Annotated in this window: 23 protein-coding genes; 4 read left to right on the forward strand and 19 right to left on the reverse strand. The window is 71.5% G+C overall.

The features are described from left to right. Nucleotides 1-1,113: 1,113 nt before the first annotated feature. Genes ABZS69_RS01825 through ABZS69_RS01840 form a run of 4 tightly spaced genes read right to left on the reverse strand, consistent with a single transcriptional unit; the run spans nt 1,114 to nt 4,349 of the window. Nucleotides 1,114-1,818, reverse strand: coding sequence for a VIT1/CCC1 transporter family protein (locus tag ABZS69_RS01825; RefSeq protein WP_355364763.1), 705 nt, complete (start codon nt 1,816-1,818; stop codon nt 1,114-1,116). Beyond that, nucleotides 1,815-3,092, reverse strand: coding sequence for a prolipoprotein diacylglyceryl transferase (lgt, locus tag ABZS69_RS01830; RefSeq protein ID WP_355364765.1), 1,278 nt, complete (start codon nt 3,090-3,092; stop codon nt 1,815-1,817). Before lgt ends, ABZS69_RS01825 begins: the two co-directional genes overlap by 4 nt. Before the next feature lie 26 nt (nt 3,093-3,118). Further along, nucleotides 3,119-3,877, reverse strand: a complete 759-nt coding sequence (locus ABZS69_RS01835; RefSeq protein WP_355364768.1) for a thioredoxin domain-containing protein — start codon at nt 3,875-3,877, stop codon at nt 3,119-3,121. Beyond that, a complete protein-coding gene (locus tag ABZS69_RS01840) occupies nt 3,864-4,349 on the reverse strand; it encodes a MauE/DoxX family redox-associated membrane protein (protein ID WP_355364771.1) in 486 nt (161 codons plus the stop codon). Before ABZS69_RS01840 ends, ABZS69_RS01835 begins: the two co-directional genes overlap by 14 nt. A 175-nt stretch (nt 4,350-4,524) precedes the next feature. Between ABZS69_RS01840 and ABZS69_RS01845 the strand changes: the two genes are divergently transcribed. Next, the gene (locus ABZS69_RS01845) at nt 4,525-5,085 is read left to right on the forward strand and encodes a TetR family transcriptional regulator (RefSeq protein ID WP_355364774.1); all 561 of its coding nucleotides are present in this window, start codon (nt 4,525-4,527) and stop codon (nt 5,083-5,085) included. Between the two features lie 39 nt (nt 5,086-5,124). Here ABZS69_RS01845 and ABZS69_RS01850 read toward each other — a convergent pair whose 3' ends face one another. The 11 genes from ABZS69_RS01850 to ABZS69_RS01900 all read right to left on the reverse strand — a co-directional run bounded on the left by ABZS69_RS01850 (nt 5,125) and on the right by ABZS69_RS01900 (nt 18,749). After that, the gene (locus ABZS69_RS01850) at nt 5,125-8,994 is read right to left on the reverse strand and encodes an endo-alpha-N-acetylgalactosaminidase family protein (RefSeq protein ID WP_355364777.1); all 3,870 of its coding nucleotides are present in this window, start codon (nt 8,992-8,994) and stop codon (nt 5,125-5,127) included. Nucleotides 8,995-9,164: 170 nt separating this feature from the next. Beyond that, nucleotides 9,165-9,959, reverse strand: a complete 795-nt coding sequence (gene trpA, locus ABZS69_RS01855) for a tryptophan synthase subunit alpha (protein WP_355364780.1) — start codon at nt 9,957-9,959, stop codon at nt 9,165-9,167. A gap of 73 nt (nt 9,960-10,032) precedes the next feature. Further along, entirely contained in the window at nt 10,033-11,238 is a 1,206-nt protein-coding gene (trpB, locus tag ABZS69_RS01860; RefSeq protein ID WP_355365314.1) for a tryptophan synthase subunit beta, read from the reverse strand. A 38-nt stretch (nt 11,239-11,276) separates the two neighbouring features. Further along, complete coding sequence (trpC, locus tag ABZS69_RS01865; protein WP_355364783.1) at nt 11,277-12,116, reverse strand: indole-3-glycerol phosphate synthase TrpC; 840 nt, start codon at nt 12,114-12,116, stop codon at nt 11,277-11,279. A gap of 130 nt (nt 12,117-12,246) precedes the next feature. Further along, on the reverse strand, nt 12,247-12,678 hold the full coding sequence (locus ABZS69_RS01870; protein WP_355364786.1) for a DUF2752 domain-containing protein: 432 nt from the start codon (nt 12,676-12,678) through the stop codon (nt 12,247-12,249). 24 nt (nt 12,679-12,702) lie between these two features. Beyond that, nucleotides 12,703-13,263: a CD225/dispanin family protein gene (locus tag ABZS69_RS01875; protein WP_355364789.1), complete on the reverse strand. Its 561-nt coding sequence runs from the start codon at nt 13,261-13,263 to the stop codon at nt 12,703-12,705. 159 nt (nt 13,264-13,422) lie between these two features. Continuing rightward, complete coding sequence (locus ABZS69_RS01880; RefSeq protein ID WP_355364792.1) at nt 13,423-14,076, reverse strand: DUF4190 domain-containing protein; 654 nt, start codon at nt 14,074-14,076, stop codon at nt 13,423-13,425. Nucleotides 14,077-14,201: 125 nt separating this feature from the next. Continuing rightward, complete coding sequence (locus tag ABZS69_RS01885; protein ID WP_355364795.1) at nt 14,202-14,756, reverse strand: Trp biosynthesis-associated membrane protein; 555 nt, start codon at nt 14,754-14,756, stop codon at nt 14,202-14,204. Nucleotides 14,757-14,764: 8 nt separating this feature from the next. Continuing rightward, the gene (gene hisI / locus ABZS69_RS01890; protein ID WP_355364798.1) at nt 14,765-15,121 is read right to left on the reverse strand and encodes a phosphoribosyl-AMP cyclohydrolase; all 357 of its coding nucleotides are present in this window, start codon (nt 15,119-15,121) and stop codon (nt 14,765-14,767) included. Nucleotides 15,122-15,180: 59 nt separating this feature from the next. Continuing rightward, nucleotides 15,181-16,962, reverse strand: coding sequence for an ABC transporter ATP-binding protein (locus ABZS69_RS01895; protein WP_355364801.1), 1,782 nt, complete (start codon nt 16,960-16,962; stop codon nt 15,181-15,183). Beyond that, entirely contained in the window at nt 16,959-18,749 is a 1,791-nt protein-coding gene (locus tag ABZS69_RS01900) for an ABC transporter ATP-binding protein (protein WP_355365317.1), read from the reverse strand. Before ABZS69_RS01900 ends, ABZS69_RS01895 begins: the two co-directional genes overlap by 4 nt. Before the next feature lie 117 nt (nt 18,750-18,866). On the opposite strand from ABZS69_RS01900, the gene ABZS69_RS01905 reads away from it, so the two are divergent. The 3 genes from ABZS69_RS01905 (at nt 18,867) to ABZS69_RS01915 (ending at nt 21,264) form a co-directional block, all read left to right on the forward strand. After that, the gene (locus ABZS69_RS01905) at nt 18,867-19,496 is read left to right on the forward strand and encodes a TIGR03085 family metal-binding protein (protein ID WP_355364804.1); all 630 of its coding nucleotides are present in this window, start codon (nt 18,867-18,869) and stop codon (nt 19,494-19,496) included. A 128-nt stretch (nt 19,497-19,624) separates the two neighbouring features. After that, a complete protein-coding gene (locus ABZS69_RS01910) occupies nt 19,625-19,840 on the forward strand; it encodes a hypothetical protein (RefSeq protein WP_185079467.1) in 216 nt (71 codons plus the stop codon). A gap of 62 nt (nt 19,841-19,902) precedes the next feature. Beyond that, complete coding sequence (locus ABZS69_RS01915; protein ID WP_355364807.1) at nt 19,903-21,264, forward strand: glutamine synthetase family protein; 1,362 nt, start codon at nt 19,903-19,905, stop codon at nt 21,262-21,264. A 54-nt stretch (nt 21,265-21,318) separates the two neighbouring features. Here ABZS69_RS01915 and hisF read toward each other — a convergent pair whose 3' ends face one another. The 4 genes from hisF to ABZS69_RS01935 are packed head-to-tail and all read right to left on the reverse strand — an operon-like array spanning nt 21,319 to nt 23,561. Next, the gene (gene hisF / locus ABZS69_RS01920) at nt 21,319-22,080 is read right to left on the reverse strand and encodes an imidazole glycerol phosphate synthase subunit HisF (RefSeq protein ID WP_355364810.1); all 762 of its coding nucleotides are present in this window, start codon (nt 22,078-22,080) and stop codon (nt 21,319-21,321) included. Next, nucleotides 22,077-22,466, reverse strand: a complete 390-nt coding sequence (locus ABZS69_RS01925) for a Rid family hydrolase (RefSeq protein WP_355364813.1) — start codon at nt 22,464-22,466, stop codon at nt 22,077-22,079. Before ABZS69_RS01925 ends, hisF begins: the two co-directional genes overlap by 4 nt. A gap of 42 nt (nt 22,467-22,508) precedes the next feature. Next, nucleotides 22,509-23,231 carry a bifunctional 1-(5-phosphoribosyl)-5-((5-phosphoribosylamino)methylideneamino)imidazole-4-carboxamide isomerase/phosphoribosylanthranilate isomerase PriA gene (gene priA, locus ABZS69_RS01930; RefSeq protein ID WP_355364816.1) on the reverse strand — a complete coding sequence of 241 codons (723 nt, stop codon included), beginning with the start codon at nt 23,229-23,231 and terminating at the stop codon, nt 22,509-22,511. Then, nucleotides 23,232-23,561, reverse strand: a complete 330-nt coding sequence (locus ABZS69_RS01935) for a hypothetical protein (protein ID WP_355364819.1) — start codon at nt 23,559-23,561, stop codon at nt 23,232-23,234. It abuts the gene before it with no gap. Nucleotides 23,562-23,583: the final 22 nt, after the last annotated feature.

Consider the following 23,583-nt stretch of genomic DNA (forward strand, 5'->3'; position numbering starts at 1 on the left):
CAATGGCCCCAGCACCAGCAACGGCGCCACCGGTGGCCCCAGGGCTGGCATCGGCACCAGCGCCGGGCCTGCCCTCGTTGCCGCCATGTCGACCACCCGCACCGGCTGTCGGCTGACCGCCGCCGCCCGACTGCCAGCCGCCGTCCGCGCCTGCCGCCGACCAGCCGCCGGCTGCGTGGCCGCCACCCTCCGGGCCTGCGGACGACCGAGTGTGACCGCCCCGCCCGGCGTCGTCCGTGCCCGCCGACCGGCGACCACCGGCACGACGAGTGCCCCGCGCCTCCGAGGCGGGCTGGCCACCAGCCCGGCCGGCGTCATCCGAACCGGATCCCCGGCGCCCACCAGCACCACCGGTGTCCTGGACATCTCGCGCAGGCCAGCTACCACCCGCGTCCCGCATATCCCGCGCAGGCCAACTACCACCCGCATCCTGAACATCACGTGCCGGCCAGCTACCTCCAGCTCGGCCCGCTCCATCCGAGCCTGACGCCCGGCGCCCACCAGCACCACCGGTGTCCTGGACATCCCGAGCGGGCCAACTGCCGCTCGCGCCCTGGGCCTCCCGGGCCGGCCAGCTACCGCCCGCGTCCCGCATATCCCGCGCAGGCCAACTACCACCCGCATCCTGAACATCACGGGCCGGCCAGCTACCTCCAGCTCGGCCCGCTCCATCCGAGCCTGACGCCCGGCGCCCACCAGCACCACCGGTGTCCTGGACATCCCGAGCGGGCCAACTGCCGCTCGCGCCCTGGGCCTCCCGGGCCGGCCAGCTACCGCCCGCATCCCGCATATCCCGCGCAGGCCAACTACCACCGGCGTCCTGGACATCACGGGCCGGCCAACTTCCGCCTGTGTCCCGCACATCCCGCGCGGGCCAGCTACCACCCGCGTCCTGGACATCCCGTGCAGGCCAGCTGCCACTCGCGCGGCCGCCGGTGGTGTCGGCTGGGGGCCAGGCGTCGCTGTCCGGGCCTGGCGTCGGCTGGCCGGTGCCTTGGGGGGCGGAGGTGTCCTTGTCTCTGCCGGCCGAGCGGCCGCCGCGGGTGCGGCCCGTGCCGTCCTGGCCGGAGGAGGATCTGCCGTGTCCGCCCGATCCGGCTCTCCTGCGGGCCATCACAGGCCCGCCGCGCCGATCAGGTTGCCGAGGCCGAACGTGACCCCCGCGGCGACCACGCCCACCACGAGCTGGCGCAGCCCTGAGTACCACCAGCTCCGCGCTGTCACCGCCGAGACCAGCGCCCCCGCCGCGAACAGGGCCACGCAGGACACCGCGGCCGACAGCGCCAGGTCCCTGGCACCCAACAGGAATGGCAGCAGGGGCAGCAACGCCCCCAGGCTGAACGACAGGAACGACGACACCGCCGCCAGGGTCGGTGAGGGCAGGTCGCCGGGGGCGACGCCCAGCTCCTGCTGGGCGTGGATCTCCAGCGCCCGGTCCGGGTTGCGGGAGATCTGCCTGGACACCTCGGCGGCCAGGTGGGGCTCCACACCCTTGTCGACGAACGTCTGTGCCAGCTCCGCTTGCTCGTCGTCAGGGTGGCGGGCGATCTCGCGCCGTTCCACGGCGATCTCGGCCTGGGCCAGCTCGCGCTGGCTGGAGACCGAGACGTACTCGCCGCCCGCCATGGACAGCGCGCCGGCGGCGAGCCCGGCGACGCCTCCGAGGGCGATGACCTTCGTGTTGGTCGTGCCGCCCGCGACACCCGCGATGAGCGCGAAGTTCGACACCAGGCCGTCCATCGCGCCGAACACCGAGGGCCGCAACCAGCCCCCGGTGACGTCGCGATGCTGGTGGTGGATCTCCGCGCGACCGCTCATCGCGAGTTCTTCTCCTTCTTCACGACTTCGGCATCGGATGCCTCTACCCCGTCGGCGGGGGGCACATCATCCGCCGGAGTCGAGTCGCCGGCCGGAGCTGAGTCGCCCGCCGCAGTCGGGTCGCCAGCCGGGGCCGGGGCCGGGTCATCCGCCGCTTCGCCGTCCTCCGCCTTCTCGGACGCCGCTTTCTCGACCGCCGCCTTCCCGGTTGTGGCCTTCTCGGACGCCGGTGAGTCGTCCGCGGGGCCGTCGGAATCCGCAGGGCCGTCGGGCTCGGCCTTCTGGTCTGCGGTTTCGCCGTCCTTGGACGCTGCGTCCGCGACCTCGCCGTCCTTGGACCTCTCGTCCGGTGGTCGGGTGTCCTCGCCGTCGTCGGTCGAGGTGGCCGTCTCGCCGGGCCCGTCCTCCGACGACCCCTCCGAGCCCGCATCCGGCGGGCCGTCAGGGGACACGACGATCTCGACGGTGTCCTTGTTCCTGGCCAGCCAGAAGTACGCCAGCGCCGCCACGAACAGCACGATCGACGTCCACTGGTTGATCCGCAGCCCGAGGAGCGTCACCGCGTGGTCCACGCCGCCGACCGGGTCGATGCGCAGCCCCTCGATCCAGAAGCGGCCCAGCGTGTAGCCGGCGACGTAGAGGGCGAACAGCCGCCCGTGGCGCAGGGCGAAGCGCCGGCCCATGAAGAGGAGCACGAAGCCGAGCGCCACGTCCCACAGCGACTCGTACAGGAAGGTCGGGTGGTAGAGCACCCCCGGCTCGCCCCCGTGGTCGGCGTCGATCTCCAGACCCCACGGCAGCGTGGTCGGCGAGCCGTAGAGCTCCTGGTTGAACCAGTTGCCCCAGCGGCCGATGGCCTGGGCGAAGATGATGCCGGGCGCGACCGTGTCGGCGACGGCGCTCATGGAGATGCCGCGTTTGCGCACGGCGAACCAGACGCCGAGCGCGCCGAGCGCGACCGCGCCCCAGATGCCGAGGCCGCCCTCCCAGATGAACAGCGCCTGGATGGGCTCCTTGATCGCGCGGCTGCCGAAATAGGTCTGCCAGTCGGTGATGACGTGGTAGAGGCGGCCGCCGATCAGGCCGAAGATGACCGCGGGGACCGCGATGTCGACGATCGTCCCCTTCTGGCCACCGCGGGCTTGCCAGCGCCGCTCGCTCAGCCAGACGGCGACGATGACGCCGAGCACGATGCATAGCGCATAAGCCCGGATCGGGATGATTCCGAGATACCAGACCCCCTGAGAAGGGCTGGGAATCGAGGCAAGGGGCATGTCAGGTGAGGGTAGCGGAAGAGAAGCTACTTGGCCGCCTTCGTAATCTCTTCGCGAAGATCCTGCGGGCTGAACAGTACGGGATTGTCGATTTCCTGGCCGTTCAGTTTCACCGTCGGCGTATGGTTGATCTTCTGCGCCTCGATGACCTTCTTGCTGAACGCGAGCTGCGCGTCGGCGTTCTTCCCCGAGGTGACGCACTGGTCGAAGCCGGGCGCGGTCACCCCTGCTTCCTTGCCCCAGCTCTTCAGCTGGTCGGGCGTGAAGCCGGCCTCGGTCTCGGACGGCTGGTTCTGGTAGAGCAGGTCGTGGAAGGCCAGCCACTGCTTGCCGTCGGCGACGCACCGGGCGGCGCTGCCCGCGCGTACGGAGTTGGACTTGGTCGGCTCCTGCGAGAAGATCGTGATCGGGTGGTAGACGACCTTGGCCTTGCCCTCGGCGGCGAGGTTCTTGAAGGTCTGGCCGCTGACCCGCTCCAGCTCCTTGCAGGCGGGGCACTGGAAGTCCTCGTAGATGTCGACCACGGGCTTGGTGACGCCCTGGTTGGCCATCACGACCGAGCCGTCGGGCTGCACCGTGACCGACGCGAGCGCGCCGGCGGCCTCCTCCGACTGCGAGTTGCTGGCCGCGTACAACCAGCCGAGCCCGACGGCGGCCACCGCGACCGCCGACGCGGTCACGTACGTGGCGATGCGCCGGCGCCTGTCGCGCAGGCGGGCCTCGGCCTGCTGTTCCCTGATCTTCTCGCGCGCCGACTTCGTCTTGGTGCGCTCAGCCTTGCTCATCGTCGTCATCCCCTTCATCACGATTATCGCCCCCCAGTCCGAGGGCCCCGTCGAGCGCGAACCGGCCCGGCGGGAAACGCGTAGCCCAGGCGCCGAGCAGCACGAGCCCGAAGTCGCGCAGGATGTCGAGCAAGTACGTCGGCTCCTCCCCTACCCCTAGCTGGCCCCCGCCACCGAAGCAGCCGCAGTCGATCCGCAGGCCGTGCGCCCAGGCCCAGGCGATGCCGAAGACGAAGGCGAACATGAGCAGCCCGGCGATCACCGCGGCCACCCTGGTCAGCAGACCGACGACCAGCAGCAGGCCGACGACGATCTCCAGGATCGGCAGGGTGTAGCCCACCGTGACGGCGATCGACTCGGGCAGCAGCTGGTAAGCCTTGACCGCCACGACCGAGTCGGCCGGGTTGCCGATCTTCAGCCCACCCGCCGCGATCAGCACCCCGCCCAGGACCAGCCGGGCGACGGTCGTCACCCAGGGTATCGCCGAAATCTCTCTGCGTGACGATAGTGACGCGTCCACACGCCATCTCCTCTTTCTCCGTGCCGGGATGGGCACAGTACCGGGAATCCATCTGACCACGCGGCGGATAAGCATCGGCTAAGCCGTGTTTCTTGCGGGAATTACACACCCAAGTTAAAGTTTACTCATGCAGGTAACTGTCACGGGCTCTGCCAGAAGGGCGCAGATCGTGACGGCCACCATCGCCACGATCGCCGAGCTCGGCTACCACCAGGCGTCGTTCGCCCGGATCGCCGAGCGTGCCGGGCTCAGCAGCACGCGCCTGATCTCGTACCACTTCGAGGGCAAGGACGAGCTGATCGGCCAGGTGATCGCGACGATCCACGAGCGGCTCTCGGCGTTCATCACCGAGCGGGTGAGCGGCCGGCGCACGGCCGGCGCGGCGCTGGAGACGTACATCCGCTCGATGGTGGACTACATCGGCGAGCACCGCGCCGAGATGCGCGCCGCCACGGAGATCTTCCACAACTCGGCCACCGGCCCGCCGGCGCCGTCCCCCGTCGAGCGGCTGCTGGCGTGGGGGCAGGAGAGCGGCGAGTTCGGGACGTTCCACGTGCGGGTGACCGCGATGGCGGTCCAGCGGGCGCTGGACGGGCTGCCGTCCCTGTTGGAGACCGACCCGGACGCCGACCTGGCCGAGTACGCCGACGAGCTGGCCGGGCTGTTCGCCAGGGCGGTGCGGGCATGAGCGAGCCGGGTTCACGAGGGTGACGGGCCCGAGTCGGGTTCACGACGGTGACGGGCCCACGACGCACGTGAATCTGGCCTCGCCCCAGTCGGCGTGGTCGTTGCCGTTCCCGTCGCCGCCGTCCCCGGCCACCAGGTCCACGTAACGGGCGCCCGACAGGTCGGCGCTCAGCTCGTACGGCGCGTCGGCGGCCCGCAGGACCGGGCTGCGCGCCTTCTCCACACCGTCAGCCACCACGGCGAACTGCACCGACCCCCGCGTGGCCTGCACGTCGTCGACCCCGACGAACGCCGTGAACCCCGTACACGCGCCACCCAGGTAGAACCGGACTTCGGCCGGCGCGTGCGTGCCCAGGCCCTTGGCGAACGTCCGCCCGCCGACGACGATCGGCCCGCCGTCGGCCTCGCCGGTGTCGCCGTTGGACCGGTCGCGCTCCACCGGCCCCCAGCCGTTGACCGCGCTGACCCACTCCAGGTCGCTCGCGTAGGCGTCCCCGCCCGGCGGCGGGGGCAGGGTGCGCACGGTCGCGGACGCGGTGAGCCGCTTGGCCACCCCGCCGGCGGTGTAGCCGGCGGCGGCCCCGAGCGGGAAGCCGCCGAAGGCGTCGGCAGGCGGGGTGACCTGCCAGGTCGTGGTCAGCTTCCCGCCGGGCGCGACGGTGCCGCTCCCGTCGCCGGCGGCCGTCCACCCGTCCGGGACGTCCAGTGTCACCCGCACGTCCGTGGCCGGCGTGTCCTCGAGGTTCGTGAACGTGGTGACGACCTCGTTGGCCCTCCCCTGCTCGAACACGGCGGCGGGCGCCACGTCCAGCGACGCGCACGCCTGCGCCTCCGGGGCGGCGCCGAGGTCGGTCACGGAGAAGTCGTCGAGCACGAAGTCGGCCCCGGCCTGCTCGGCCTTGAGCGAGCGCAGCCCGACCCACACGTCGCCGCACCCGGCGATCACCCGCTCCTTGAACGTCGCCGTGCTCCGCCGCTCGGGGATGGGCGTGCGCCGGGTCTCGACGCCGGCGCCGCCCTTGTCGTAGCCGGTGACCCACGCGTACGTGCCCGCCTGCGCGCTCTGGTAGGCGAAGGACACCTCGTACGCGTGCCCCGGCTCGAACCGGGCGGTCCACGGCAGCGTGCGGTAGATCAGCCCCTGGCGCTCCTCGTGCGCCTTCAGCGACCAGTCGCCGCTGAGCACGTCGTCGATCGTCTTGCCGTTCCACCCGGCCTGCGTGTACGGCTCGTGCCGCTCGGACAGGTGCGTGCGCGCGTCGAACGACCCGCCCGCCTCCCCCTTCACGAACGGCCCCCAGCCGGGCTCGGCCGACTCGAACGTCTCGACCGCGCCGGCCGGCTCCCGCTCGAACACCCGCACGTCGTCCACCCGCACGTCCCCGTCGGCGGCGGCGGCCGTGATCCGCAGGGTGGCCGACGTGCCGGGCGCGGTGAAGGTCACCCCGGCCCGCTGGAAGAAGGTGTCGTGCTTCTCGTCGGAGGCGATGTAGTTCCTGGCCGTGGACCGGCTGACCGTCACCGCCCGCCCGGCGACCTCCAGGGTGGTCTCGCGGGTCCTGCCCGGCTCGACCTCGACGAAGGCGGAGGCGGAGTACGTGCGGCCGGGCCGCAGGCCGGTCAGCCGCTGCTCCAGCACCGCCCGCGCCCCGCCGGCGAGCAGCGCCACCCGCTGGCCCAGGTCGTTCCGTCGGACGCTCACGGGGCCCGTGGCGGTCCATCCGGCGAGCCGGTCGCCGTTGAAACCGGGGTCGCGCACGCCGCCGCCCTGCCCCCAGCCCGGGTCCGCCTGCCGGGGCGCCCCGCCGGGGTAGAGCACGTACGGCACGCCCGCCTCCGCCCGCAACGTGATCTTCCCGTGGTCCGGGGTGACCGTGCCGGCGGCCACGCGGCCCTGGTCGGTGAGCCGGTAGACGGTCATCGGCCGGTCGGCGTCCCAGGTCGTGACCCCTCCGGCCGGGTTGTAGTGGTAGTACTTGCCCTGCCACGGCAGCAGGTAGGCGCCCCCGTCGAGCACCTTGTGCCCGCCGGCGAACAGCTCGCGCCTGCCGTCGCGGTACGTGCCCCGCACGCCGCCGGTGAAGACGATCTCGTCCGGGTTCCAGTCCATGATCTTGTAGTGCTGCAGGAACTTGGCCGGCAGGTTGTGCTCCCAGATGTTGCGGTAGAACGCGGTGAAGTCGTTCTTCGCCTGCCAGCCCTCGAACTCGACGATGCGGGCGTTGCCCAGGATCGGGTGGGCGTTCCAGACGTCCTTCTCGTCGTTGCGGATGAACCGGATGATCTGCGAGTTCAGCCCCTTGTTGGTGACCCCGCCGTAGTTGAGGTCATTGGCCCAGTGCGACCACAGGGACGAGCGTTCCAGCTTGTCCGACCACTCGGTGCTCACCTGCCAGCCCTGCTCGCGCAGCTCGGCCAGCGTGCGGTCGGCGACCCAGCCGAACGGCCTGAACACGTCCACGTACAGCACCGCGAGGTTGCGGTCGGTCTCGGCGCGAAGCTGCGCGAAGCGCCTGGCCAGGGTGCCCCTGGTGAGGTCGCCGCGCTGGTCGATCAGGTACGCCTGGTCGAGCCAGTTCCAGCCTTTGGCGGCCTTGTCGACGAGCTGCTCGCTGAAGTTCCCGGCCTCGGGGTAGGACTCGGTGGCGTTGACGTGGGCGCCGAACGTGGCGTTCCAGCCCTTGCCGGCCTTGAGCAGCGTGTTCAGGTCCTTCAGCCCGCCCGCGCGCCGGTTGTAGTTGCCGCCGTAGTCGGGGTGCGCCGCGTCGTGGCCCTCCGACTGGTAGCCCTTGAGCAGCGCGAGCTGCCCGAGGCCGTCGGTGGCCAGGGAGATGCGCTTGACGTCGTCCAGGGTGCGCAGGAACGGGTGCGTGGCCTGGCTGGAGAAGTTGAAGGGGATGTGCGTGACCACGCGGTCCCCGGTCTGCTCGGCGCCGGGCGCCCTGACGGCGATGCTCCTGAACGCCACCGCGCCGTCCTGCCAGTCCAGCGTCCCGTCGCCGTTGGCGTCGGGCGTGACCACGACCTTGGCCCAGGGCGGCTCCTCGGTGAACGGCGACCCGGTCGCGCGGTGCGTCCACTGGCCGCTCCACACGCCCACGGTGACCGTGCCGGCGGCGTCCTTCCTGGCCTGGTGCCAGATCCTGGCGGCGTCCCGGTCGGTGACGCCCGAGGGGCGGTCGTAGGTGGAGTTCGTCTCGACCGCGGCGGCCAGCCGGTCGGTGTTCACGATCGCGTACGTGGCCCCGACCGGGTTCGCGTCGGGCGCCGTGCCCGGGGTGACCTGGGCGAAGACGTCGGCGGTGCGGGTCGAGTCGGGATCCAGCCGGGTGAACGCGCCCGCCGCGCCCGGCTGCGCGCTCGACACCGAGACCAGGTCGTGGCCGGGCAGGTCGATGGTGTTGACCCGGAACGCCTCGGTGTCGGCCACCGAGTCGATCCTGAACGTCGTCACCCGGTCCTTGACCCCGATGCTCGCCCCGAGCGCGACGCCGTCGAGGCCGGGGAAGGTCAGCCGGTAGCGGGCGCTCGCGCCGTCGCTCCCGGTCAGCGCCACGGTCGCGGCCCGTGCCTGGCCGTTGAGCACGACGGCGGGCACGCCCGCGCCGCCGCCGAGCGTGGCGCCGCTCGCCCGGTCGGTGTAGCTCAGGACGCGCGGGAAGTCCGGGTCGAGCTCCACGCGCAGCGCCGGCGACGAGATCGCGATCGAGCGGGCCACGCGCGCCGGCCTGGGCGGCTCGTTCTGCGCGGTGGGCGCGGGCGGTGGAGCGCCGGTCGAGGGCGCCTGCGGGGAAGGTAGCTCGTACGTCGGGGTGGTCGCCGGTTCGGGATCGTCGGCGGAGGCCGGTGCGGTCATGGCCGTGACCGCGAGTGCGAGGGCCGCTGCGAAGGTGACGGGACTGGGACGCATCGGTGTCCTTTCGGGGTCATGCGTCACACCGCTTCGGGGCCCCGATCATCACCCGCCCCGGACCGCACGCCAAGGACTTTTCGCGCCAGATCCTGAAATTTCGTCAAATAAGCGGTAAAGCTCGTTGGACCTTCCCCGACGTACGCCGGCGAAGGTCCTTTTGAGCTGTCTCAGCGGCGGACCCCACGGGCCATGTCCCCGGCCAGAGCGGCGATGGCGGCGCGGCCCTCGGCCTCGTCGGGCGCGTCGAGGATGCGGCGGATGAACGCCGACCCCACGATGACCCCGTCGGCGTAGGTCGCCACCTCGGCCGCCTGCGCGCCCGTGCCCACGCCGAGGCCGACGCACACCGGCAGGTCCGTGTGTGCCCGGGTCCGCTCGACCAGGCCCTCGGCGGCGACGTTGACGCTCTCCCTGGCGCCGGTGACGCCCATCAGCGAGGCCGCGTACACGAAGCCCGTGCAGCAGTCGACGACGGCCTTGATGCGCTGCTCGGTCGAGCTGGGCGCGACCAGGAACACCGTGTCGATGCCCGCGGACGCCGACGCCGCCCGCCACGGCTCCGACTCCTCGGGCGTCAGGTCGGGCGTGATGGTGCCCACGCCGCCCGCGTCGGCGAGGTCGCGGGCGAAGCGCTCGGCGCCGTACTTGTCGATCGGGTTCCAGTACGTCATGACGAGCGTGGCGGCGCCGGTGGCCGCGACGCCCTCGACCGTCCGCAGCACGTCGGCGATGCGCGTGCCGTTGACCAGCGAGCGGTGCACCGCGTCCTGGATCGTCGGCCCGTCCATGAGCGGGTCGGAGTAGGGCAGGCCGATCTCGATGACGTCGCAGCCGGCCTCCACCAGGGCCGCGGCCGCGGCGACGTCGCCTCCCTTGGAGGGGAAGCCCGCGGGCAGGTAGCCGACGAGCGCGGCCCGGTTGTCCGCCTTCGCCTTGGCGAAAACCGTCTGAAGAGTCGTCATGTCTGTCCGTTTCGAAGGTCGAGTCCCACCTGTTATCCCCCGGCGCGAGGCCCCGCGCCGGGGTGGTGGCTCGTCAGAGGTTGAAGTATTTCATCGCCGTGCCCATGTCTTTGTCGCCCCGCCCGGAGAGGTTGACCAGGATGGTGGCCTCGGGGCCGAGCTCGCGGCCCAGCTCCAGCGCGCCCGCCAGGGCGTGGGAGGACTCGATGGCCGGGATGATGCCCTCGGTCCTGGCCAGCAGCGAGAACGCGGCCATCGCCTGGTCGTCGGTGACGCCGTGGTAGGTAGCGCGGCCCGAGTCCTTCAGCCAGGCGTGCTCGGGGCCGACGCCCGGGTAGTCGAGCCCGGCCGAGATCGAGTGGGACTCGATGGTCTGGCCCTCGTCGTCCTGCAGCACGTAGGTGCGCGAGCCGTGCAGCACGCCGACCGAGCCGGCGGTGAGCGTGAGCGCGTGCTCGCCGGACTCCAGGCCGTGCCCGGCGGCCTCGTAGCCGTGCAGCTGCACGCCCTCGTCGCCGATGAACGCGTGGAAGATGCCGATCGCGTTGCTGCCGCCGCCGACCGCCGCGCACACCGCGTCGGGCAGGCCGCCGGTCAGCTCCTGGATCTGGCGGCGGGCCTCGACGCCGATGATGCGCGCGAAGTCGCGCACGATCTCGGGGAACGGGTGGGGCCCGGCGACCGTGCCGAACAGGTAGTGGGTGGTGTCGACGTTGGTCACCCAGTCGCGGAACGCCTCGTTGATGGCGTCTTTCAGCGTCTGGGAGCCGTTGGTCACCGGCACCACGGTGGCGCCGAGCAGCTTCATCCTGGCGACGTTGAGCGCCTGGCGCTCGCAGTCGACCTCGCCCATGTAGATCACGCACTCCAGGCCGAGCAGGGCGGCCGCGGTGGCGGTGGCCACGCCGTGCTGGCCCGCGCCGGTCTCGGCGATCACGCGCTTCTTGCCCAGCCGCTTGGTCAGCAGGGCCTGGCCGAGCACGTTGTTGATCTTGTGGGCGCCGGTGTGGGTGAGATCTTCGCGCTTGAGCACGATCCGGGCGCCGCCGGCCTGCTCGCTGAAGCGCGGCACGTCGGTCAGCGTGGTGGGCCGGCCCGCGTACGTGCGCAGCAGATGGTCGAACTCGCGCAGGAACTCCGCGTCGTTCTTGGCCTTCTCGTAGACCGCGGCCACCTCGTCGAGCGCCGGGATGAGCGCCTCGGGGACGAACCGGCCACCGAAGATGCCGAACTTGCCGTGCACGTCGGGGTCGTCGCCGTGCGGGCCGTTGCCCGCCAGGTCGGCGGCGGTCAGGATGGAGCCTTCGTGTGCCACTGCTATCCCTCTGCTGAGTGGTCGGGGCGCGTCGACGGATGGGCGCCGGCGGTCACCAGGGCCTCCACTGCCTTGCGCGGGTCCTTGCCGGTGACCAGGCTCTCCCCCACCAGGACGGCGTCGGCGCCGGCCCTGGCGTAGGCGAGCAGGTCATGCGGGCCACGCACGCCCGACTCGGCAACCTTGATCACATTATCGGGGATCTTGGGCGCCAGCTTCGTGAAGACCTCGCGGTCGACCTCGAGTGTCTTCAGGTTGCGGGCGTTGATCCCGATGACCCGGGCGCCGGCGGCGACCGCCCGCTCGAGCTCCTCGTCGGTGTGCACCTCGACCAGCGGGGTGAGCCCGATCGACTCGGCCCGCTCGATCAGCGACACCAGCGCCTCCTGCTCCAGGCAGACGACCATCAGCAGCGCCAGGTCGGCGCCGTGGGCCCTGGCCTCCCAGAGCTGGTAAGAGGTGAGGATGAAGTCTTTACGCAGGATCGGGATGTCGACCCGGGCGCGCACCGCCGCCAGGTCGTCGAGGCTGCCGCCGAACTTGCGGCGCTCGGTCAGCACGCTGATGACGTGGGCGCCGCCCTCTTCGTAGTCGGCCGCCAGCGCGGCCGGGTCGGCGATCGCGGCCAGCGCGCCCTTGGACGGGCTCGACCGCTTGACCTCGGCGATCACCGAGATCCTGTCGCCCCCGAGCGCGGCCATGGCGTCTCTGGGGGCGTGGGCGCGCTCGGCCCGCCGCTTGAGCTCCTCAATGGACACGGCCTGCTGTCGTGCGGCGAGGTCGGCGCGCACCCCGTCGAGGATGTCGTCGAGGACACTCGGCCCTTCCGTCCGCTCACTCACGCGCTTGAGGTCCCTCCGGTCGACTGTGGGGGCGGCGGAGAGTTCGCGTCGCGTCCGCTCTCTGCCTTGTCCTGCGATGGTATCGGCCCACACGGGGTCACCTCACCACAGGCCCCCCGAGTGGCAGGCCCTACGGAGCGAGGAACGCCCCGAACGGCAGGTTACGGACGACCCAGTAGACCATGACGAGGGTGAGGAACGCCCACAGCCACGCCGGATGGGCGAGCGTGGTGCGTCTCGGCCGGCCCTGCCAGGCGCGTAGGACCCATCTCCCCCACCAGAACAGCAGGAACGGCATCATGGCCACGGCAAGAGGGTTCATCCCGAGCGCGGTGGCCGGGTCGAGATGGGCGAGCGCGTGGATGGTCCGCAGCGTGCCGCAGCCCGGGCAGTAGAGGTGGGTGATCGCCAGGAACGGGCAGGTCGGGTAGTGGCCCGGCTGGTTGGGGTCCACCATCCCGACGAACGCGAACACGGCGGCCGCCGCGCCCGCAACACCGAGCGGCGCGAGCAGGCCCTTGAGGCGTGCCGCGCCGCGCCGCTCGGTGGTTGCGATGCTCATGCTTCCAGTATCCGCCTTCCGGCCTCAGTAACTCGAGCTCGGGACGCTGGCAGCCAGGAGGACGAACACCACGACGTAGAAGAGGATGACCAGCACCCACCAGATGGCGCCGGCGATGAGGGACCGCTTCCACCAGGTCTTCGCCTCCTCGCTCGCGAGCGCGGCGCCCTGGTAGTCGCCGACCTGCCACTTCGAGTTGACCTGCGTCGACTTGACGATCGACACGATGCCCAGCGGAAGGCAGCAGAACAGGGTGGTCAGGATGGCCGCCACCAGGTGGTTGTCCGGCGGGTTGCCGCCGGCCGGGGGCTGCTGGCCGTAACCGCCGCCGTAGCCGCCACCGCTCGGAGGCTGCTGACCGTAACCACCGCCACTCGGGGGCTGCTGGCCATAGCCGCCACCGCTGGGGGGCTGCTGGCCGTAGCCACCGCCGTAGCCGCCACCGCTCGGAGGCTGCTGGCCATAACCGCCACTGCTCGGGGGCTGCTGACCGTAACCACCGCCGCCGGGGGGCTGCTGGCCGCCGTAGCCGCCACCGGGCGGCTGCGAACCATAGCCGCCGTCGCCCTGGTTTCCGTAACTCATGAATGACCTCTCATGTCGTTCTCTATGGCGAGTTGCGCGCGGCAGCCTAGCGAGGTTATGCCTCCCACGTGGAAGAACGTCCATTTTGCGGACAATTCGTAATCGGACCGCAAGCGGGTCGTCACGGTGCGGCCATGCTCGCGGAGGGTTACCGACCGGTTAGTAGTCGTACGAGGACGACGTGGCGGCGGCGCTCAGCCCGATCATGGACAGGATGAATCCGCCGAAGATGAGCCAGCACAGCACCCAGATCACGACCGTGATGTAGGACGTGACCAGACCCCCGACGGCCATGCCCGAGCCCTCCTCGCCGGTCTTCTTGATCCGGTTGAGGGCGATGTGGCCGAGGATCACGCCCGGGATGCTGGTGATGCCGCAGAAGATCAGGCCGATGATGCCCAGGACGAGCGAGGCCACCGCCATGCCGTTGGTGGACCTGGGCTGCTGGGGCGGCATGCCGTAACCCTGCTGCCCGTAGCCCTGTTGCCCGTAGCCCTGCTGGCCATAGGCCTGCTGGCCGTAGCTGGGCGGCTGCTGGCCATAGCCGCCCGCGCTCGGGGGCTGCTGGCCGTAGCCGAGGGGCTGCTCGTAGCTGGGCGGCTGCTCGCCGTATCCGCCCTGACCGTAGCCGCCCCCGCTGGCCGGCTGCTGACCGTAGCCGCCTCCGGCCGGGGGCTGCTGACCGTAACCGCCCCCGTGGCTGGGCGGCTGCTGACCGTACCCGCCGCTCCCGCTGGGGGGCTGCTGGCCGTATCCTCCGCCGGGCTGCTGCGCGCCGTAGCCGCCGCTGCCGCCCTGATCCCCGTAGCTCATGCGCTTGGCTCCTAAGTGTTCGTGGCGAGTTGCAACGGCAGCTTATTGAGGAAACGTTTGCCAAGCAGACACAGGTTCAGAACAGTAAAGAAATCGTCATAGCGGCGGGCCCGCCCCGGGCGTGGTCAGCGGGGGTCGGTGGGGTCGTCGCCGCGGTCGAGCGCGTCCCACAGCGCCCTGTCGTCCTTGACCTCGGCGCGGGCCTTGCCGGCGCCCCGGTCGTAGCGCGCCGACATCCCCGCCCACCTGCCGCCGCGCACGATCGCGACGATCCCGCCGGCGGTCACCAGCAGCGCCCCGGCGGCCGTGACCGCCGGCCAGAGCGGGGCGATCTCCCAGGGCAGGTCGGCGGCGCCGCGCAGGACGTTCTGCTCGCGCAGCCAGGCGGTGACGGTGTCGCCGGCCAGCGCCGCCCACGTCCCCGCCGCCGCGCCCAGCCCGCACAGGGCGATCAGCGCCCCGACGACGCGGCGCCCCGCGCCCTTGGTGGCCAGCACCGCCACGACCCCGGCCAGCGCGGCCAGGGCGACGGGGGTCAGCACGGGGCTGAGCCCGCCTCCGGTGGGCGCCGTCACGCCCGCCTCCAGGATCCGTGCCCAGGTCTGGCCCGCGCCGAACAGCACGAGCGCGCACCCCAGAACGGTCGCCCCGACCCAGCCCCACAGCTCTCTGTGCCCCATGCGGCCTGCTATCCGAGCGGGATCTCGAGCTGGTCGGCGTCGAAGCACGTGCGGTCTCCGGTGTGGCACGCGCCGTCGACCTGGTCGACCTTGACGAGGACGGCGTCGCCGTCGCAGTCGAGCGCCACCGCCTTGACGTGCTGGACGTGGCCGGAGGTGTCGCCCTTCACCCAGAGCTCGGCGCGGCTGCGGGACCAGTAGGTGGCCCGGCCGGTGGTGAGCGTCCGATGCAGCGCCTCGTCGTTCATCCAGGCCAGCATGAGCACCTCGCCGGTGTCGTACTGCTGGGCGATGGCGGCGACGAGGCCGTCGGCGTCGCGCTTCAGCCGCGCGGCGATCTTGGGGTCAAGGGACATGCGTTCCATTCAACCAGCCTGCCCGCGCGCCCGGTTTACCGGGCACGCGGGCAGGACGTCACGTTCGGTCAGGAGCGGGCCGCCGACACCCACGACGCGTGCAGGTCGGCGTAGACGCCCGGCTCGGCCACCAGCTCGGCGTGCGGGCCGCGCTGCACCAGGCGGCCCGCGTCGAAGACCAGGACCTCGTCGGCGTTCTCCGCCGTCGACAGGCGGTGCGCGATCGAGACGGCCGTACGGCCCCGCGTCACGCCCTCCAGCGCCCGCGCCAGCCGTACCTCCGTGGCCGGGTCCACCGCCGAGGTGGCCTCGTCCAGCAGGAGCAGGTCGGGGTCGGCCAGGTACGCCCGCGCCAGCGCGACGAGCTGCCGCTCGCCCGCGGAGAGGGACTCGCCGCGCTGGCCCACCGGGGTGTCCAGCCCGGCGGGCAGGCCCTCCAGCCAGTCGGCCAGGCCCAGCTCGGTCATCGCCAGCCGGATCTCCTCGACGGTGGCCGACGGCTTGCCGAAGCGGACGTTCTCCGCCAGCGTCCCGTCGAACAGGAAGCCGTCCTGCGGCACCATGACGATGCGCTCGCGCAGCGAGGAGAAGCGGACGTCGCGCAGGTCGTGGCCGTCCACCGTGACGCGGCCCGCGGCCGGGTCCATGAGGCGGGTCAGGAGCTTGGCGAACGTGGTCTTGCCCGACCCCGTCTCCCCCACCACCGCGACCCGCGAGCGCGGCGGGATGTCCACCGAGAGCTCGCGCAGCACGGGCGCGCCGCCGGGATAGGAGAAGTGCACGTTCTCGAAGGCGACCGAGATGGGGCCGCGGGGCAGGGTCACGCCCTTGTCGCCGGGGTCGGCCACGTCGGCCGGCGTGTCGAGCACGCCCAGGATGCGCCGCCAGCCGGCGATGGCGTTCTGGGCCTCGTTCAGCACCTCGGTGGCCGTCTGCAGCGGCGAGACGAACAGGGTGACCAGGAACAGGAACGCCACCAGCTGCCCCTGCGTGATGTCGCCCGACAGGCCGAGCCGGACACCGAGCAGCACGATCCCGGCGATGGCGACGGCGGCCACGATCTCGGTCAGGGGGAAGACGAAGCCGACGATGGTCTGCGCCCTGACCTGGGCGCCGCGGTTGGCGTCCACGGCCGTGTCGATGCGCTCGGCGGTGCGGCGCTCGGAGGCGTACGCCCTGATGACGGTGGCCCCGACGACGGACTCGCTGACCGCGGCCAGCATGTCGCCGGTGCGCTCGCGCACGATCGTGTAGGCCCGCGACAGCAGCCGCTGGAAGCGCGGCAGCGCGATCATCAGCGGGATGAAGCAGACCCAGACGAGCAGCGTGAGCTGCCAGGAGTAGACGAACATGAGCACGGTCGCCACGAACAGCTGCCCGAACGCCACGATGATCATCAGCCCGCCCCATTGCATGAACGCGCTGATCTGGTCGATGTCGTTGGTGACGCGGGAGACCAGGGCGCCGCGCCGCTCGGTGTTCTGGGTGAGCACCGACAGGTCGTGCACGTGACGGAAGCCGCGCACGCGCAGGGTCGCCAGGGACGACTCGGTGGCCTTGTAGAGGCGGACGTTCATGATGTACGCGGCGAGGGCGGTGAGCAGCACCGCGGCCGCGCAGATAAGTACGGCCGTGGTGATGTACGGAATGTCCGGCGAGCCGCCCTTGAGCCCCGTGTCGATCGTCTGCTGGACCGCGATCGGCACGATGATCTTGCCGATGGTCGCGACGACGGCCAGCGCCAGCGTGCCCGCCAGCCCCTTGCGGAACTCGGGCGTGAGCGAGAGCCCCTGCCGGATCGTGGCCATCGCCGAACGTTCGGAGTTGCCCTGGATGCTCTGCGCCGTCATGCGCTGACCTCTTCTTCCTCTTCTGCCTGCACCTCGATGGCGGCGCGCTCGGCCTCCTCGCGCTCGTAGGCGGTCACCAGGTTGCGGTAGCCCTCGCAGCGCTCCAGCAGCTCATCGTGCGTCCCGCGGTCCACGACCCGGCCGTGGTCGAGGTAGACCACCTCGTCGGCCAGGGCGATCGTGGCCATCCGGTAGGCGACGACCACGACGGTCGACGCCTGGGCCGCGTCCCGCAGCCCGTACAGGATCTTGGCCTCGACCTGCGGGTCCACGCTGGAGGTGGCGTCGTCGAGGATGAGCAGCCGGGGCCGGCGCACGACCGCGCGGGCCAGCGCGAGGCGCTGGCGCTGGCCGCCGGACAGCGTCGCGCCGCGCTCGCCGACCCGCGTGTCGAGCCCGTCGCCGAGCCTGGCCACGAACCCGTCGGCCTGGGCCAGCCGCAGGGCCGCCCACACGTCCTCGTCGGGGGTCTCCAGCCCGAGCGCGATGTTGCCGCGCACGCTGTCGTCGAACAGGAACGTCTGCTGCGGCACCAGCGCCACCGACTCGGCGATGCCGCCGTAGGCCAGCTCGCGCAGGTCCACGCCGTCGAGCAGCACCTGTCCCGTGCCGGGGTCCACGAGCCGGACGAGCAGCTGCACGAGCGTGGACTTGCCCGATCCGGTGGGCCCGACCAGGGCGACGGTACGGCCGGCGGGCACGTCGAAGGTGACGTCGTGCAGCACCTCGGCCTCGCCGTAGGCGTAGGAGACGTCCGAGATCTCCAGCGCGGCGGGGGTGGCGGAGGCCGGGGCGCTCACGCCGCCGTACTCCATGGAGCCGGTGGCCTCCAGCACGGCCTGCACCCGCTGCCAGCCGACGACGCTGCGCGGCAGCTCGGCCAGCACCCACCCGAGCGCCCTGATCGGGAAGGACAGCAGCGTGAACAGGTACGCCACCTGCACCAGGTCCCCGGAGTCGATCGCGCCGGCGGACAGCCGCGTCGCGCCGACGGCGAGCACCGCGAGCACGCCGATCGTGGGCAGCGCCTCCAGCAGCGGGTCGAACAGCCCGCGCACGCGCCCGACCGCGATGTTGGCGTCGCGCAGCTCGTGCGCGCGCCGCCGGAACCGGTCGGTCTCCAGTTCCTCCCTGCCGAGCGTCTTGACGACGAGCGCGCCGTCGAAGCTCTCGTGCGCGATCTCGCTGACCTCGGCGCGCAGCTGCTGCGCGCGGGTGGCGAGCGGGCTGAGCTTGCGCTGATAAATCAGGTTAAGTACGGCGATAGCTGGAAAGATCAGGAACCCAACCAGTGCGAGCACGAGATCCGTGAACAGCATCGCGATCGCCGCCGTGAACAGCATGACGATCACGCCCACGGCCATCGGCAGCGGCGCGAGCGGCGCCCAGGCGGCCTCGGCGTCGGCGCTGGCGTTCGACAGGAGCTGCCCGGTCGGGTGCCGGTGGTGCCAGGACAGCGGCAGCCTGAGGTACTGCTTGGTCACGTCCCTGCGCGACCTGGCCTGCATGCGGTACTGCATGACCCCCGCCAGGATGCGGCGCCCGGCCACGCCGACCGCCTTGAGCAGCGCCGTCCCGACGATGAGGAGCACTCCCGTCCACAGCGCCCCCGAGGCGATGCGGCCCGACCCGAAGGCCGGCAGCACCACGTTCTGCGTCGCCCATCCGAGCGCCCACGCGGACGCGACGGTCATGCCGCCGTAGACCGCGCTGGCCAGCACCGCCAGCGCGAACACCGCCTTCTCCGTGCGAATGGCCACCCCAAGGACACGCAGCCCTTGACGCATCACGGCCGAGGTGACCTTGGTCGCCACGCGGCACGTTTCCCTTCAAGTCGTTTTATATCTGCCTAAGTCACTATCACTCCAGATAGGCACGTTATTCCCACGGGTAGGGTTGACCACGTGACGTACGCTCGCGACGAACGCTCCGCGCTCTGCGATCTGTTCGACCGCCTCGGCCCCGACGCCCCCACGCTCTGCACGGGCTGGACCACCTACGACCTGGCCGCCCACCTCGTGCTGCGCGAGCGCAGGCCCGACGCGATGGGCGGCATCGCGCTCAAGCCCCTCGCCGGCTACACCGCCTCGGTCCAGGACGACCTCAAGGCCCGGCACCCCTACCCCGAGCTGGTCGACCTGGCGCGCACGCCGGGCGGCGTCTACGGGCTGCTGCCCTTCCTCGACGACGCCGTCAACACGCTGGAGCTCTTCGTCCACCACGAGGACGTCCGCCGCGCCCAGCCGTCGTGGGAGCCCCGCGAGCTGTCCGACGACCTCGAACGGCTCATCTGGAAGCGGGTCGCCTCCGGTGCCCGGCTGATGCTGCGCAAGGCGCCGGTGGGCGTGGTGCTGCACCGGCTCGGCGGCGGCGTGGCGCTCGGCGGCCCCCGCGGCGGGGCGCGGGTCGAGGTCACCGGCAGGGCGGCCGAACTGCTCATGTTCTGCTTCGGGCGGCAGCGGCACGCCAGGGTCGAGCTGACCGGCGATCCGGAGGCCGTCGACCGGCTCCGCGACGCCTCCCTCGGCGTCTAGGTGATCCAGAAGACCTATCACGGAAATCCCGGTGAACTAGGGGCTCACGCCAGACCTTCTGCGCTTACCATTGGCCTAGTAAGGAAGCCCCCCGGTTAGGATCATGTACATCTTCACAGAAGATGCCGATGATCGCCCAGATCCGGGTATATACGGCTGGGAATGGACTGCAGGAGGCCCCCATGCAGGTCAAGAAGGTGATCACCTACGTGGCTGTCGCGTTCGTGGTGTTCTACCTGTTCACCAAGCCGACCCAGGCTGCGGCGGCGGTCAACGGAGTGTTTGAAGGCATCCTTCACGGAGCCGACCAATTGGCTGTGTTCTTCACAAATGTTCTGACCTGACGCGAGGCTTCTGTCTGCGCCAGATGCTTCCCCGCGCTGCCGGATCGTGTTACGCAGGCAGGATGAGAGATCGCCCGAGCGGCACCAAGATCAATCAGCTCGATCCCAACGCGCGGCGGATCCTTGAGCGAACCGAGCTCGAGGGCATCGAGCTGATCCGTTTTCTGTACGCCGACCACGGCGGCGTCATCCGGGGCAAGGCCGCGTCCCGGTCGCGGTTGGCCGAACGGCTCGGCACGGGCATCGGGCACACGGTGGCCATGATGGCGATGAACATGCTCGACCAGCTCCAGGACGTCGAGCACATGGGTCCGGTGGGCGAGGTTCGCATTGTCCCCGACCCCGCCACCTACGTCCCGTTGCCCCACGCACCGGGCGCGGCGGCGATGCTGTCCGACCTGTGCCTGCCGGACGGCACACCGTGGGGCGCCTGCGCGCGCACCTTCCTCAAGGACGCCATCGCCGAGCTCGCCACCGAGGGCTACACGCTGGTGGCGGCGTTCGAGCCGGAGTTCACGCTGGGCCGCCGCCTGCCCGACCCGGCCGGCGGCCCCGACCGGCTGGTCCCGCTCGACGACTCGCTGTGCTACGCCAACCTCGGCTTCGACACGGCCCATGACTACACGATCAAACTCGTCCGCGCCCTGGAGACGCAGGGGCTGCGGGTGGAGCACTACCACCCCGAGCTGGGGCCCGGCCAGCAGGAGCTGTCCGTGCGCCACGCGCCCGCGCTGCGCGCGGCCGACAACCACGTCCTCTACCGCGAGACCGTGCGCGGGACGGCCCTGCGCATGCAGATGTGGGCCACGCTGGCCCCCAAACCGCTGGCCGACCAGGCGGGCAACGGCGCCCACCTGCATCTGTCCCTGTGGAAGGACAACCGCAACGTCTTCGCCGAGGACGGCGAGGTGCGCGACGGTTTCATCGGCGGACTGATGGCCCACCTGCCCGGCCTGACGGCGCTGACGTGCGGGAGCGTCAACAGCTTCCGGCGGCTGGCGCCCCGCACGTGGGCGAGCGCCTACGCCGTCCACGGGCCCGACAACCGGGAGGCCGCGGTACGCGTGTGCTCCCCGCTCGGCGAGAGCGGCGAGCCCAACCTGGAGTTCAAGCCGTCCGACTCCTCCGCCAACCCGTACCTGTCGCTCGGGGCCGTCATCCACGCCGGTCTGGACGGCATCCGGCGCAAGCTGGACCCGGGGCCCGCGGTGGACGTGGACCCGGACACGCGGCCCGGCCAGTACACCCGCCTGCCCGCGTCACTGGACGAGGCGCTGGACGCGCTGGAGGCCGACGAGGTGCTCATGGAGGCGCTGGGGCCGCTGCGGCGCAGCGCGTACCTGGCCGTGAAGCGCTCGGAGGCGGCGGCGTTCGCCGCGAAGGACGTGGCGTACGAGCTGTTCCACCACCTGCGGGTCTTCTGACGGATGCGCGCAGGCGGGCCCGCTGACCCGCCCACGCGCGCGACGCCCCGCGGGCTAGCGGACCGGGTGGCCCGCCAGCCGGAGCGTGTCCTTGACCTCGGAGATCTTGAGCGTGCCGAAGTGGAACACCGACGCCGCGAGCACCGCGTCGGCGCCCGCCGCCACCGCCGGAGGGAAGTCCTCCAGCCGGCCGGCGCCGCCACTGGCGATGACCGGCACCCGCACTGCGGCGCGGACCGCCCGCAACATCTCCAGGTCGTAGCCGTCGAGCGTGCCGTCGCCGTCCATCGAGTTGAGCAGGATCTCACCCACCCCGAGCTCCTCGCCGCGGGCCGCCCACTCCACCGCGTCGATCCCGGTGCCGCGGCGACCGCCGTGCGTGGTCACCTCGAACCCGCTGGGGGTGCCGGGCGCGCGGCGGGCGTCCACGGACAGCACGACGCACTGGGCGCCGAACCGCCGGGACGCCTCCGTGAGCAGCTCGGGCCGGGCGATGGCCGCCGTGTTGAGCGACACCTTGTCGGCCCCGGCCCGCAGCAGGCGGTTGACGTCCTCCACCGCACGCACGCCGCCACCGACGGTGAGCGGGATGAACACCTGCTCGGCGGTCCTGCGCACCACGTCGAGCATGGTCTCCCGCTCGCCGGACGAGGCGGTGATGTCGAGGAAGGTCAGCTCGTCGGCGCCCTCCTCGTCATAGCGCCTGGCCAGCTCGACCGGGTCGCCCGCATCGCGGAGGTTCTCGAAGTTGATGCCCTTGACCACGCGGCCGGCGTCCACGTCGAGACAGGGGATGACTCTTACGGCTACGGTCATGCTCGGTGTGCCTCGATTTCGATCTCGACCAGCATTCTCGGGTCGACCAGCCCGGCCACCCTGACTCCGGTGCAGGCGGGACGCACCTTGCCAAAGACCTCGCCGATGGCCTGCCCGACCAGGTCGAAGTGGCGCTGCTCCACCACATAGTAACGGACCATGACCACGTCATCGCTGGTCAGGCCGCCCATCAGGACGGCCTCCAGCGCGATGTCGATCGCGGTCAGGCTCTGCCTGTAGGCGTCGCCGACATGGCGCACCTCCCCGTCGACCGTCGCGGTGCAGCCGGACACGATCACCCGGTCACCCGCCACGACGGCACGGGCGTAGCCGTACCTCTCCTCCCAGATGCCGCCGGAGAACACCCTGCGCCCGGTACTTTCCATTCCAGAGATGCTGACGCTCATCTCGCCCCCTCCCGGCAAGAGCTACACGCGTACTGCGGCAAGCGCGTCTCCCAGTGTGAACGCGTGAGCGTAGAGCGCCTTACCCACAATGGCGCCTTCCAGCCCATCGGGGACGAGGGACGCGAGCGCGACCAGGTCGTCGACGGACGACACGCCGCCGCTGGCCACGACGGGCCGGTCGGTGCGGGCCAGGATCCGGCGGTAGAGGTCGAGGTTGGGGCCCTTGAGCATGCCGTCCTTGGTCACGTCGGTGACGACGTAACGGGGGCAGCCGTCGGCCTCCAGGCGGTCGAGGACCTCCCACAGGTCACCGCCCTCCTCGGTCCAGCCGCGGGCGGCCAGCGTGGTGCCGCGCACGTCGAGCCCGACCGCGATCCTCTCGCCGTGCTCGGCGATGACCTTCCGGCACCATTCGGGATTCTCCAGGGCGGCGGTGCCGATGTTGACCCGGCGGCAGCCGGTGGCCAGCGCGGCGGCCAGGGAGTCGTCGTCGCGGATGCCGCCGGACAGCTCCACGTTCACGTCGAGCCGTCCGATGACGTCGGCGAGCAGCTCACGGTTGGTGCCCCGGCCGAACGCGGCGTCCAGGTCGACCAGATGGATCCACTCGGCGCCCGCCTCCTGCCAGGCCAGCGCGGCGGCCAGTGGCTCGCCGTAGCCGGTCTCGGTCCCGGCCTCGCCCTGCACCAGGCGTACGGCCTGGCCGTCGACGACGTCCACGGCGGGCAGCAATACGAGCGACATTCAGATCCTCCGGTCGAAAGCGAGGGTCACGACAACGGGCACCAGCAGCAGGGAGAAGACCAGGACGGCGAGGCTGAGCGGGAAGGAGCCCCACACCAGCCACACGATGGCCTGGACGAACAGGAAACCCAGCGCGACCACGATGTTCTGGGCGCGATGGCGGCGGGCGAGCAGGCCGCCCTGGCGGTAGAAGCGCACCGGGCGCGGGGTCAGCCGGGTCACGAGGGCGCGGCGGCGGGCCCGGCGGGCCTGCCGCTCCTCGTTGGCCCGGATCGCGCGCGCCCGCTCCGCCTCCCGTTCGGCCCGCCGGCGCGCGCGTTCCTTGCTCATGAGAGCCCGGATCGGGTGCTCA

It is taken from the genome of Nonomuraea sp. NPDC005650, assembly GCF_040605375.1.
Classification (GTDB): Bacteria; Actinomycetota; Actinomycetes; order Streptosporangiales; family Streptosporangiaceae; genus Nonomuraea.